A 12,485-nucleotide genomic window follows, 5' to 3' on the forward strand; every position below is an offset into this window, starting at 1 on the left:
TTGCCATGAATGAAAGCTATGCACTGCTAGGCTTTCCCGTAAACTCGGAGATGGGCTTGTCTACATCCTTGTCCAGCCGCTCGGCAAAGACCTTGAGCCCTTCGATAATAGGCGTGATGGCCTGCCACAACGCGTCATCATGCAGCATCTTGTAGGCTCCCGTGACGCCAGGCGCTTCGGTCTCGCCCTCCCCCGACTTGTAGCCACTGACATGGGTGAAGGCATCTTTGAAAGCGAATGTTACCTTATAGAACTGCTCGGGCGGGATGCGAGACAATGCCATGGCCAGAATCGACATGTTTTGAATGGCATTAAGCGTACCCTCCTTGTTAAGACCATCCACCAACACCTTGGCTACCTGCGTATTGGCTGCTATCAGGTCGTTGGCAAAACGCAAGACCCCATGCTCGTGCATCGTCTGAAGCAGACGTTCCAACTCTTCGTGGGCATCGGGGCCGATCTTGGGTGGCTTAACATCGTGACTGATACGTTCGGCCATTAGAATCTCTCCGGGTGAGGGGCTTGTTCGAGCGGCGAAACATAGTCATCTCGCGCCCACTTAACCTGAACGACCTGTGTGGGTACCCCCTCAAGTGGAGTACGATTGCCGTAACGGAAATTTCCATGAGGAATCGGCTGGTTGAATTTCTCTTTCGGGAGAACCTCCAGCCTGACTGCCGTCTCCTTGTACGCCGGTGTATTAACGTCGGGATCATGATGTTCACCGGTCAGTTTGTTGAGACCAGGCTTACCCTGGTGAATCGGCATAAAAAGCACGTGCCCTTTTACTCGATTCGTTACCACAACAGGTACTTCAACCGATCCGCGACGTGAAATAAGACGTACCCAGGAACCCTCTTCAAGACCGCGTTCGGCAGCCAGTTCAGGGCTGACTTCTACAAACCAGTTTGGAGAGAGTGAAGTGACCCGCTTCCCCTTGTCGGTCTGGTTCATGCTCTGAAAGTGCTCAAGCATGCGCCCGTTATCAAGTATCAGGTCGTACTCGCTGTCAGTGTCTTCCTCAGGTGCTTTCCATTGCAGCGGGTATAACACCGCCTTACCATCATCGGTATGAAAGCCATCAGTGTAGAGAAGCGGCGTGTCGGTCCCGTCCGGCTTCATTGGCCACAGTAACGACTTCCAACCTTCAAGCCGCTCATAACTAATCCCGTTGAAAATAGTTGCAATGCCGGACACTTCATCCATGATCTGAGAGGGATGGGTATAACCCCAGTCATGTCCCATACGTGCAGCCAGATCAGTCAAGATACGCCAGTCAGGGCGACTGTCACCCAACGGAGGCATGACTTCATAGAAGCGTTGAATACGTCGCTCGGTATTCACAAAGGTGCCGTCTTTTTCGATGCTCGGACAGCCTGGCAGTACCACGTCGGCGAACTCGGCTGTGCGACTCAGAAAAATATCCTGAACGACGAAAAAGTCCAGCTTGGTAAAGGCCTCGTGGACATTCTTGGAATCGGCATCGGAAAACGCCGTCTCCTCGCCAATGATATACATCGCCTTGATCTTGCCCTCATCGGCATCCTGTACCATCAGGAAGTTGTCCTGACCAACCTTGTTGGACAGTTTGTCCGGTGGCACTCCCCAGGCCTTGGCCCATTTGGCACGTGCCTTCTCGTCTGACACTTTCTCGTAGCCGGGATACATGTTTTTCAGGCAACCGAAGTCACTGGCACCCTGTACATTATTATGCCCCCGCATCGGATAGCCACCGGTGCCTGGCTTGCCATAGTTGCCAGTCACCAGCAGCAGGTTGGACAGGGCTGTACTGGTATCGGCACCATGGCTGTGCTGGGTAATACCCATTGCCCAACAGATGCAGACCGACTTGGCCGTACCGATCATTTCAGCGGCCTCGATCAGTTGTGACTGGGAAATGCCTGTCATCCGCTCGGCAAACTCCAGGGTAAAGGGCTCCAGCGAATGACGATACTCATCCACTTGATTGACTTGACTCGTCAAAAAGGGCATATCGGCATAGCCATGTTCGAACATATAGCGAGACATGGCCGAAGCCCAGATAAGGTCGGTGCTCGGCTTTATGCGCAGGAAAATGTTTGCACGTTCAGCCATCTCATGCTGACGTGGATCAACCACGATCAGTTTTTGACCGTGATGCTTTTGAGCGGCCTTGATCTTCGAGGCAATGACCGGATGATTCTCCGACATATTGCTGCCCACAATGATGACCAGCTCGGCCTTTTGCAAATCTTCAATGGTGCCCGAGTCACCACCATGTCCAACGGTACGGAATAATCCCTTAGTGGCTGGGTTCTGACAGTAGCGTGAAGAGTTGTCTACACTGTTGGTGCCGATAATCAGACGGGCAATCTTTTGGGTTAGATAGGCCTCTTCATTACTGGCCTTGCTGGAGCCAATAAAACCTATGCTGTCCGATCCATAAGTATTACGGATTTCCAATAGACGACGAGCAACCAGATCCAGTGCCTCGTCCCAACTGGCTTCACGAAAACGGCCATTTTCACGGATGAGGGGCATCGTGAGGCGTTTGGGATCGTTGACGAAGTCCCAGGCAAATTTACCTTTGACGCATGTGGAAATACCATTGGCCGGTGCGTCGACGACAGGCTGCACCTTGAGAATATTACGGTCCCGTGTCCACATCTCGAAGGAGCACCCTACGCCACAGTAGGTGCAAACCGTTTTGGTGCGCTTTATTTCCGGCTGCCGCCATTTCATGTCCATGACCGAAATGGCCGTAATGGGCGGCGCGCCAATGGTATTTTCAAGTGTCTTGATCGCATCGATCATGGGCCGCTTAAGCTCTTGCGGCATTGAAGTAAACGGTCCGGCATTGGGCTGCATGGTTTTTTCCAACAGCGCATTGCAGGGGCAAACCGTGACGCAGTGGCCGCAGCTTACACAGCTTGACCCCTCGATCTGTTCACCGCCATCCCAGAGCACCCGGGGATGCTCCATGGAAAAATCTATGCTCAACGTCTCGTTGACTTCGACATTCTGGCAAGCCTCCACACAGCGCCCACACAGAATGCATTGATCGGGATCATAAGTGTAGAAAGGATTGGAGTGGTCCTTGTCGTAAGGCTTACGCTGAAACTTGTAGCGCTGAATTGGAAGATGCATGTCCGCTACAGTGTTATGCAACGTGCAATCGCCCGTATTGTGTTCGCAGACAGTGCAGTAGAGTTCGTGCTTGGCCAGAATGCGATCCATTCCCTCATGCTGCGCCTTACGTGCCTCACCCTGGCTGGATAGCGTCATTCCATCAGCGGTGCGGATTGTGCAACCACGTACCAGCTCGCCATCCTGTTCCACCCAGCATACATCACAGGTCTTCAATGGCCCCAGCGCACGGTGATAGCACACATGAGACAAATGAATATCGTGCTCAGCCAGAAAATCAATCAGAGGGATGTCTGCTTTTCCAGTCAGTAATTGCCCGTCATAGGTGATGGTGCATTCGGTTGTATCGCTATTCATCAGGATTGCCCTGTCGCTGAAGCTCGGTGGGTTAGCGCACTTTTTGGTGCAAGCATCACGGTTAGCAGCCCTCACGACGTTGCTAATACGCTAAAGACGGAACTGCCTGGGTATTAGCAATTGAAAAGCCACTATTGTTGTAAGTGTTTCTTACAGACGCCCTTGTTTAAGGAATTGTTCCAACAACTTTGGCTTATCAGACCCAAGGTGATGACATGTGAGGGTACCGTCCCCATACGGTTGAATCATGGGCATCAGATCATTACCCGGAGCTCTTTTCTGTTACATGTCTTACCAGCCGACCAATGGTGAGCCCTTGAATCAGGATTGAGAACAGAACAATCAGGTAGGTTAGATTCAGCACCAGATTACGTTCGTCGCCTGCTGGCAATGACAACGCCAACGCCACTGATATACCGCCGCGTAAGCCACCCCATGTCAGTACCTGAGCCGATCCTTTAGGCATTTCCTCACGCCAAAACCTGACTAGCAGAAGCGGAGGTGCCACAGTCATGAAGCGCACCGCGAGGATGGTTAGCATCAAACAGAGGGCAATGAATAGATATAACCAGTCGAACGGACGCAGGATCAATTCCAGCCCAATCAGTACAAACAGCACAGCATTGAGACTCTCATCTATCAGCGTCCAGAAAGTGTCAAGGTTGCGTCGGGTCTTGTCTGACATGGCCATGGCGCGGCCATGATTGCCGATAATCAGCCCAGCGATGACCATTGTGATAGGGCCCGAAAGTTGGAGATGGGTGGCCAGTGTGTAGCCCCCGATGACGAGTGCCAGCGTTAGCAATACTTCAACCTGATATTCATCGATGCTTTTTAGCATCCAGAAAACCAGGCCCCCAAGTATCCCGCCAAAGAGGATACCTCCTCCGGCCTCTTCGGCGAACAACCATAGTGCCTCACCAAACCCAGGCACCTTATCTGCCTGCAGCACGCCTACCAAGACGGTAAACACAACTACCGCCACGCCGTCGTTAAAGAGCGACTCTCCGACAATGGTGATTTCCAGGCTTTTGGGCGCGCCTGCCGATCGCATGATGCCCAATACGGCAATCGGGTCCGTAGGCGCGATCAACGCACCAAAGACAAGGCAATAGATAAGCGAAAGGTCCATCTCGAAGGCCTGGAGTATCCACCTGGAGGCCAAGCCGATCGTCAATGTAGAAATGATGACGCCTATTGTTGCCAGCAGACCAATGGCCCATCGGCGCTGGCGCAACTCACCCAGGTCAACATGCAGGGCACCGGCAAACAGGATAAAGGAAAGCATGCCATCCATTAGCAATCGGTTGAAGTCGACGCGGGACATTACGTCCTCGACCCGTTCTTCCAGACCAGGCATCCCAGCAAGGCTTAAGCCATGCAGCAGAAGCGAGCAGGCCAGTGCAATAGCCATCACGCCAATAGTGGGCGGCAATCCTACAAAGCGATAATTCAAATAGGCAAACAGTGCCGTGAAACTGACAAAAATAGCGGCCAGCTCAAGCATGATGGTGTCCTTGCGCGTTCGGCCTGGCTTCAAGGTCAATACAGAGAAACACTAGGTAATGCGATGGCTGATCACTGTCCAAAAACAATGACCAGCCCAAGGGAAAAGTAGCTTATTGTGGCAACAACTCCACCTTGATCCACCCCTCTTTGCGCTTGTCGAAAGTTTTGAAAGCGCTCAAGGCATCCGTCAGGTGCTGGTGTTGGGTAATGATCTTGGACGGATCGATTCGGCCTGACAACGTGAGATCAATCAGCTTAGGAATATATTTGCGGTGATGGCAATTACCCATGTTGATCGTCAGGTTCTTGTTCATCGCCGCGCCAATGGGGAATCCACGAAACTCGGGCGGATATACTCCGATGATCGAAAGCGTACCGGCCTTGGCCAATCCTTCCACAGCCCATTGCAGTGCCTGGCTAGGTGCATTACCAGGAACCCAATTACCGTTCTGCGGGTTCTGCTCAGGTGCATTAGCTTTAGCCTCCTGCTCCTGCCCTTTTATGTCGCTACTTTCGACGGCTTTTCCACTGTGTGCATGGACGGCATCGATGCCAACTGCATCAATTGCGCGATCGGCACCGATCCCTCCGGTTAGCCGCACCAGGGTCTGTACTGGATCTTCCTTGTCGAAATTGATGCATTCAGCACCCAACTCGCGCGCTTTTTCCAAACGGTCCTCAAGACAATCGATTGCAAAGACACGCCCGGCGCCCAGCAGCTTGGCGCTGGCAACGGCAAAAAGGCCTACGGGACCACAGCCGTACACCGCCACGGTGTCACCATCCTTGATTTCAGCCATCTCGGCTCCAAAGTAGCCGGTCGGGAAGATATCCGACATGGCAATCGCCTGCTCATCGTTAATTTCGTCAGGGATCTTGATCAAGCCAATGTTGGCGTAGGGAATACGAGCCTTTTCTGCCTGCAGTCCATTGAAAGGACCAGTAGCTGCCGGACCGCCAAAAAATGACGTACCTGCCTGGTTGCCATTTGGATTGGCCACATCACACTGAGCAAAATAGCCGGCCCTGCAATAGGAACAGCTTCCACAGGCTATGGTGGAAGGAATGATCACCCGATCACCGACCTTCAGGTTTCGTACATCGCTGCCCAGCGCTTCAACAACGCCAACGCCTTCATGTCCAAGAATGGTGCCCTCTTTCATGCCGGAAAAGCTGCCGCGTATGAAGTGCAAATCAGTGCCACAGATGGCTGAAGCCGTCAGCCTGACAATGGCATCCGTCGGCTCCTGAATGTTGGGTTCGGGCACATTATCAATCCGGATATCACCGATACCATGAAATACGACAGCTTTCATTTTGCCTCCTGATCTAAGGGGGATGGAATGCCAGGGCCAACGATCCACGAGGCACACGGCGCCATCATGATCGAAACCGGTTCATATGCCAGCAGCTATGCCGTGGATACTGTAGAACTTGCGACTCCCAGGATTTCAGAGGCGTTCCCTGATTACATATATTTCAGACCTGCGTAGACGTTCGTTACGTTTGAGAATTAACGTCTGGTACACCAGAAAGTGTGGTTTGCAAAAAAGCCGGAAATTTTGCGGGCTGACACGTCCTTAACGAATCCGTTGAAGAACCTCGTGTTCCTCTACAGCGGCGCTAAATGGGCCCTTATCCTCCTGCTACACCTGTAATCGCTAAATAGAACGCTATCAGCGAAACAGCCATACCTAACAGGACGACTACGCCATCCTTTGCTGTCAACCCAAGACCAAAAAGACAAATAGCCGAGAATGGAGCCAGACTAGCAAATGGTATGAACTCCAGAGGCGGTACAGAGGTTGTCAATATCAGGCATATTGCCGCAATAAGACGAACAAAGGTTTTCTGCGTAGCCCAGCCGAGGCGCGGCCGGATGACCTTGTCCAGCCCTCGTATGACTTTACGAACCTTGTTCAGGCCTGACTCGATCTTCTGACTTTTAATAGAACGTTTAGCCAGGAACTGAGGCATCCAGAAATGATTACGTCCAAACAGCATCTGAAGTGCGAAGACCGCAACGATCAGCGCAAAGAAAGTGGATGCGCCCGGTACGCCGCCTACCGGACTGATTTCGATGATAGACGGGACGAATAAAAAAGGACCATAACTACGCTGCCCTATCTCACGTTTGATATCACCAACCGATACCTTATCTTTCTCTTTACCCAGCTCAATAACACCATCGATTACGTCTTCCAGGCATTCCGATTTTGCAGTGTTGTTTCCGTTTGACATCTATCCCCCCATGGCTCTCTGGCACAGACTCACTTTTTTTTGAATATTAGTGTCTTGGGACAGCAGTACGGGTCAGCGTTGATCACGCACAGTGTCTTCAGCTAGATGAGGTTCAGGGGTAGAAGCATGTATCGGCGGGGCACTGGTCATGAAAGTCTCCAGATTCATGTGTTGAAAGGCTTGGCTTGAGGTGCTGTTCAGACCATTGCGGCAGTAACATCAGCACCCATTGCTAAATGGCCCAGCTGCGGCTAGGCCATTTAGTATCCCATCAACAACTCATCAGCGTTTTGTACCTTCCTCATGAGGTGGTGCTGAGAAGTCATCATTGGCAATAGCGTCACCGTCTGGATCCACCTCGTCTCCAGGTGCCAACGGATCCGAACCCTGTGCTTCCGAAATGTCTTGCCCGTCGGTATTCATATGCCTGTCTCCACTATTCATTGTTTATGCCTAAGGTTAGAGACCATGACCCTAGGGCTGTTCAACTTCTGCGATACCGGCGGTCTTACTGTTCGAACTCAATATCAAGCCATGGGTTATCCGACCAAGAGGCACTCAAGCGCTGATCTAAGCGAATGCGCCGAGCTGATCCTCACTAACCTGGACGTTAGTGAATGATAAGGTTTGGCAATTGCCTAAACGCTCAAAGAGTCGTTTTGACTTTTCCTACCTGTATTAGCGAGAAAATGAAAAGGCTGCACGAGATCAGGCAAAGCCTGCAGCCGGAGGGCTCTTTTACCTGTGTCTCAAGCGGATCGCTCAAACCGGTATACATCCATCGCCAGTATCTGATGGTTTATCTCGCTGAACCATACGCGTGCCTCGCTTTGCTCACCTGCTGCACCCAATGCAACGAAAAGAGGTAACAAGTGCTCATCACTCGGGTGAGCCTGAACGCCCTCCAGTGACTGCTCACGGTAGTCCAGCAGAGCGGCTATATCTCGAGCCTTCAGGCGGTCTTGCATCCACGCCTGAAAGGCTGTGACGTAGCGGGGAACGGACCGGTGCGGCCTGCGAAAATCGCCCAGGTTATGTGTCAGACTGCCTGACGCGATAAGGAGTACGTCGTCAGCCAATGATGACGCTAATGCCTGACCGAGCTGGTAGTGATAGGCGGGGCCCTTGTTTTCATCAATGGACAGGTTGACGACTGGAACATCGGCATCAGGATACATGTAACGCAGTGGCACCCACGCGCCATGATCCAGCCCGCGATTAGGATCAATACGTACCGGCAACCCCTGAGCCTGTAACGCCTCTGCCAGCTGAAAAGCCAGGTCAGGTTCACCCGCCGCGTTGTAGCGCAGCGCATAAAGCGCCTGAGGAAATCCATAAAAGTCATGGATGGTGTCATGCTGCGCGGTCGTTCCGAGCACTGGATATGGCGCCGAAAAATGAGCGGAGACCATTACAATGGTTCGCGGACGTAGTAACGCCGCGGCAAGCTCCGTCCAGGCCTGCCCTGCCCGCCCTGCATCCAATGCCTCCATTGGCGAACCGTGGGATATGAAAATCGTGGGAAGTCGGCTCATGGTGTTCTCCTCAAGAGTGCAGCGCGGTTTAGAACCTTAATCCTTACGAAGTGATGGCTTCAGAGCCAAGGCACCAGGCCCCAGGAGTGCCAACGCAGCGGCCGTGACTGCCAGAAAAACAGGATACTCCCAGCCGCCATCAGCTGCGGTAAATGACCAGCCATTTCCAAAGTGTACGGAAGAGGCTGCCAGTAATTGTACCGCGGCAACGGCTGCAACCCAGCGAGGCAGGATGCCCAGTGTCAGCATTGCACCCGCCAGAATTTCGAAGACCGTAACCGGATAGGCCAGCACGCCTGGAAAACCAACCGATTCAAAGAACTGTGCGGTACCCGGCAAGGTAAAGACGAACAGCTTTGTAAGGCCGTGGGCCAGAAACATGATACCTAGCGCTAAGCGCAACAGAAGCGCGGCATAGGAAGCGGTACGAGTATCCATCGTTAAATCCTTAGAAAAAGGTGCGATCGGTCAGATACCGCTATTCTTTGTATTTCCCTTTTAGAGATAAATAGGGTAAATAAAAATGAATTATTTACATTTTGGAAATCGATATGGATACGCTTTCTGCGCTATCTGCCTTCGTCAAAGTAGTGGAACTAGGATCATTCGCTGCGGCCGCTGATCGACTTGAACTGTCCCGCTCGGGACTTACGAAACTGATCGCCTTTCTTGAGCGTAAATACGATGCGAGACTGCTTAACCGGACGACACGCAAGCTAAGCCTTACCGATGCGGGTCGTGCACTCTATGAGCGCATTCTTCCGTTGCTGGCCGAGTTTGATGACCTGGAAACAGCCCTGCAGTCTGATGTCCAGCATCCGCGGGGGCGGCTACGGGTCAATGCCCCGTTCTCCTTTGGCATCCTGCAGCTGGCCCCGGTAATTGCCCGATACATGGAGCAATACCCAGAGGTATATGTTGATCTTGAACTGAATGACCGAGTCGTTGACCTTGTAGAGGAAGGTTTCGATCTGGCAGTACGTATTGGTCAGCTCGACGACTCCAGCTTAGTCGCACGTCAACTGGCCGTACTCGACGTAGTGGTGTGTGCCTCACCGCTCTACCTGAAACAGCATGGAACGCCAGCGCATCCACTGGAACTCAGACAACACCGCTGCCTCAACTATACGTACGCGCGCCAGGGTAATGAATGGCTCTTTCAACGCGACGAAGAAGAAGTACGAGTCAAGGTATCCGGGATGTTTCGGGCCAATAACGGCGATGTTTTGCGAACTGCAGCCTTGGCAGGTCATGGAATTATTCTGCAGCCAAGCTTCATCATTGGCGATGACATAAAAGCTGGCCGCCTGGTACCGCTACTGCAAGCATGGAAGACCAGCTACACCCCCATTCTCTATGCTGTTTACCCTCACCGCCGCTTCCTTTCAGCCAAAGTGAGGACATTTATCGAGCATCTGCAACATAGTCTAGGAGGCGGTTTGCCTACAGGTTAGCGATGGATTTCACGACACTGGTCTCTGCAGGTGCAGCGGGTTCTACACGCACTGTTCGGATAGCCTCTACCAGATCCTCCTCCGCTACATGCGCCGCCGTTTCCTGGAGCAAAGAACGCAGATTCTTTTCAATCGTTGTGCACAGACTATCCATGGCGATCTGGTGCTGGCTGTCGGCAAAAGGTGCCTGAAGCTCGGTTCCTATTCGCTCTAATGCGAGCAGCATGAAACCTACCACAGAGGAAACAACAGGGGTGTACCAGCCTAATGTACTGACTAGCCCCATGGGCATGATGATGCAAAAGAGCGTTGTAAAAAGTCTTGGAAAATAGACATAGGGATAAGGTAATGGCGTGTTGTTAATGCGTTCCATGCCGCCCTGGCAGTTGGACATATCCACGAGAGTCGATTCAATTCGTGCCAACCGGATACTATCGAGGCGACCCTGGTTTAGTTCTCTGACCAATAGTTGTGCGGTGCCGTTGAGTATGTCGTTGGGGAAATTGCTGCTGCCTTCAGCCATTGATAACTCGTGCCGGGCCAGGTAGGGTCCCGCAGCCTCTGCGCATGAGGTACCCTTCAGATGTGCGCGCAGTGCATTGATATAGGCCATATGACGTAGCAGAAGAACCATCTTTACTCGATTACGCCCTACGCCCACATCATCAATAAGTGTCATCACCTGCCGGCCGAAACTGCGAGAGCTATTGACCATTGCGCCCCACAAGGTACGCGCTTCCCACCAGCGGTTATAGGCACTGCTATTACGAAAGCTGATCAGCACTACCAATGCTGAACAAAGCAATGTCAGGGGCGTGAGTGGCAAGTCAATCGGGTCTTTTACGTACAGCATAGCCTCTGCTGTGACGGCTATGTCCCACACAAGCAGCCAGAACAAAGACCAACCTACATAAAAGAAGGTCTTGCGTAACAAGGCGACTTTCTTATGGATCGACCTGGACATCGGAACACCTTTAGCAGCGCAATGAATGGTTGCCTATCTCTACTGGCTCGCCGCGGACTTGCCGTAAAACAGTTTTCGAATCAGCAACCTGTTCTATTCAGAACGTGTCGGCCATCTGATTCATAACCTTTGGCAAGGCTCGACGGGTGGTTAGGCTAACTAGCGCGCTAAAAGCGTTTTATAAGGTCTAGCCAGGGCAACGGACCGCCTATCGATTTCTCTCAGCTTTCTGATTCACCAGTAATATTCAACCGATAAAACTCATGCAGCTTTTCCTGCAGTAGTTTCTTGTCGGGCAAATGGGTCTGGTATTCCGCTACAAGCGCAGGCGACAAAGATCGATTCAACGCGTACTCAACGACTTCATCATCCTTGCTGGCACAGAGCAGAACACCAATTGCCGGATTTTCATGTGCCTTGCGTACGGTGCGGTCCAGCGCCTCAAGGTAGAACTCGAGTTTACCCAGATATTCCGGCTCGAATCGGCCTACCTTGAGCTCGATGGCCACCAAGCAGTTCAGGCCCCGATGGAAGAACAGCAGGTCCAACGCGAAATCCCGTCCACCCACCTGTAAGGGATACTCGGAGCCGACGAAGCAGAAATCCCGCCCGAGTTCGATCAGAAAATTCCTGAGTCGCTGCAGCAGTCCGTGGTGCAAATCAGCCTCTGCATGTCCCTCCGGAAGCCCAAGAAATTCGACCATATAGGCATCCCTGAACACACTCAGCGCCTCAGGATGACTTTGTCTCAGCGCTGCTGAGACTTTTGCAGGCTGCGTAACGGAGCGCTCAAAAAGTGCAGACTTGAACTGCCGCTCCAACTCACGGCTGGGCCACCGTTCCTGCATGGCCAGCCGTAAATAGAACTCACGTTCTTCGGGGCGCTTGCTCTGACTGAGAATAATGAGGTTGTGGGTCCATGGTAACTGCCGTACCAGAGCGGCTAGTGATGGTTCGTTACGGTACGCTTCATAGAACTGGCGCATTCTGAACAGATTGGCGCGAGTGAAACCACGCAAGCCGGGTTGAGTCTGTGCAAGATAGCGCGCCAACTGATCGACGACCCCGTCTCCCCACTCCGCGGTTTCAAGCTTGGCGCTGATATACGCCCCTACCCGCCAATACAAATCGATCAACTCGATGTTGACGGCCTGAACCGCTCGCTGGCGAGCGGTTGAAATAAGACTGGCTACCTCAGCAAAACGCTTGTCATTCAGAGGCAGATTGGGCGTGGTCTGATCAGACATACCGTGGAGAACGTCCAGGATAATTATTGGAAACGGCCGATTTAAAGTGACT

11 protein-coding genes are annotated in these 12,485 nt (G+C 52.4%); 1 reads left to right on the forward strand and 10 read right to left on the reverse strand.

Annotated features, from left to right (window positions below):
• Positions 1-16: 16 nt before the first annotated feature.
• From JQR90_RS22100 to JQR90_RS22135, 8 genes are all read right to left on the reverse strand, one after another.
• Positions 17-499 (reverse strand): DUF1641 domain-containing protein, encoded by a 483-nt coding sequence (locus tag JQR90_RS22100; protein ID WP_010798533.1) that lies wholly within the window; start codon positions 497-499, stop codon positions 17-19.
• Entirely contained in the window at positions 499-3,483 is a 2,985-nt protein-coding gene (fdhF, locus tag JQR90_RS22105) for a formate dehydrogenase subunit alpha (protein WP_434140807.1), read from the reverse strand. Before fdhF ends, JQR90_RS22100 begins: the two co-directional genes overlap by 1 nt.
• A gap of 262 nt (positions 3,484-3,745) precedes the next feature.
• Positions 3,746-4,990, reverse strand: a complete 1,245-nt coding sequence (locus JQR90_RS22110) for a cation:proton antiporter (RefSeq protein WP_010798535.1) — start codon at positions 4,988-4,990, stop codon at positions 3,746-3,748.
• A gap of 112 nt (positions 4,991-5,102) precedes the next feature.
• On the reverse strand, positions 5,103-6,308 hold the full coding sequence (locus JQR90_RS22115) for a zinc-dependent alcohol dehydrogenase (RefSeq protein ID WP_434140808.1): 1,206 nt from the start codon (positions 6,306-6,308) through the stop codon (positions 5,103-5,105).
• 319 nt (positions 6,309-6,627) lie between these two features.
• A complete protein-coding gene (locus JQR90_RS22120; protein ID WP_434140809.1) occupies positions 6,628-7,233 on the reverse strand; it encodes an exopolysaccharide biosynthesis protein in 606 nt (201 codons plus the stop codon).
• A gap of 282 nt (positions 7,234-7,515) precedes the next feature.
• Entirely contained in the window at positions 7,516-7,656 is a 141-nt protein-coding gene (locus JQR90_RS22125) for a hypothetical protein (RefSeq protein ID WP_010798538.1), read from the reverse strand.
• Positions 7,657-7,982: 326 nt separating this feature from the next.
• A complete protein-coding gene (locus JQR90_RS22130) occupies positions 7,983-8,768 on the reverse strand; it encodes a dioxygenase family protein (protein ID WP_010798540.1) in 786 nt (261 codons plus the stop codon).
• Between the two features lie 36 nt (positions 8,769-8,804).
• The gene (locus tag JQR90_RS22135; protein WP_010798541.1) at positions 8,805-9,206 is read right to left on the reverse strand and encodes a DoxX family protein; all 402 of its coding nucleotides are present in this window, start codon (positions 9,204-9,206) and stop codon (positions 8,805-8,807) included.
• A gap of 113 nt (positions 9,207-9,319) precedes the next feature.
• Between JQR90_RS22135 and JQR90_RS22140 the strand changes: the two genes are divergently transcribed.
• Positions 9,320-10,222 (forward strand): LysR family transcriptional regulator, encoded by a 903-nt coding sequence (locus JQR90_RS22140; RefSeq protein WP_010798542.1) that lies wholly within the window; start codon positions 9,320-9,322, stop codon positions 10,220-10,222.
• On the opposite strand, the gene JQR90_RS22145 is transcribed toward JQR90_RS22140, so the two are convergent.
• Both JQR90_RS22145 and JQR90_RS22150 read right to left on the reverse strand, forming a co-directional pair.
• Positions 10,212-11,186 (reverse strand): bestrophin family protein, encoded by a 975-nt coding sequence (locus JQR90_RS22145; protein ID WP_010798543.1) that lies wholly within the window; start codon positions 11,184-11,186, stop codon positions 10,212-10,214. The genes JQR90_RS22140 and JQR90_RS22145 overlap by 11 nt on opposite strands.
• 221 nt (positions 11,187-11,407) lie before the next feature.
• Positions 11,408-12,433 (reverse strand): PDDEXK nuclease domain-containing protein, encoded by a 1,026-nt coding sequence (locus JQR90_RS22150; protein ID WP_010798544.1) that lies wholly within the window; start codon positions 12,431-12,433, stop codon positions 11,408-11,410.
• Positions 12,434-12,485: the final 52 nt, after the last annotated feature.

Source organism: Pseudomonas sp. JZ114 (genome assembly GCF_051027705.1).
In the GTDB taxonomy this organism is placed as follows: domain Bacteria; phylum Pseudomonadota; class Gammaproteobacteria; order Pseudomonadales; family Pseudomonadaceae; genus Chryseomonas; species Chryseomonas luteola.

Coding starts and splice junctions, on each gene's coding strand:
- JQR90_RS22100 (WP_010798533.1), bottom strand. CDS start 499: ATGGCCGAACGTATCAGTCACGATGTTAAGCCACCCAAGATCGGCCCC.
- fdhF (WP_434140807.1), bottom strand. CDS start 3,483: ATGAATAGCGATACAACCGAATGCACCATCACCTATGACGGGCAATTA.
- JQR90_RS22110 (WP_010798535.1), bottom strand. CDS start 4,990: ATGCTTGAGCTGGCCGCTATTTTTGTCAGTTTCACGGCACTGTTTGCC.
- JQR90_RS22115 (WP_434140808.1), bottom strand. CDS start 6,308: ATGAAAGCTGTCGTATTTCATGGTATCGGTGATATCCGGATTGATAAT.
- JQR90_RS22120 (WP_434140809.1), bottom strand. CDS start 7,233: ATGTCAAACGGAAACAACACTGCAAAATCGGAATGCCTGGAAGACGTA.
- JQR90_RS22125 (WP_010798538.1), bottom strand. CDS start 7,656: ATGAATACCGACGGGCAAGACATTTCGGAAGCACAGGGTTCGGATCCG.
- JQR90_RS22130 (WP_010798540.1), bottom strand. CDS start 8,768: ATGAGCCGACTTCCCACGATTTTCATATCCCACGGTTCGCCAATGGAG.
- JQR90_RS22135 (WP_010798541.1), bottom strand. CDS start 9,206: ATGGATACTCGTACCGCTTCCTATGCCGCGCTTCTGTTGCGCTTAGCG.
- JQR90_RS22140 (WP_010798542.1), top strand. CDS start 9,320: ATGGATACGCTTTCTGCGCTATCTGCCTTCGTCAAAGTAGTGGAACTA.
- JQR90_RS22145 (WP_010798543.1), bottom strand. CDS start 11,186: ATGTCCAGGTCGATCCATAAGAAAGTCGCCTTGTTACGCAAGACCTTC.
- JQR90_RS22150 (WP_010798544.1), bottom strand. CDS start 12,433: ATGTCTGATCAGACCACGCCCAATCTGCCTCTGAATGACAAGCGTTTT.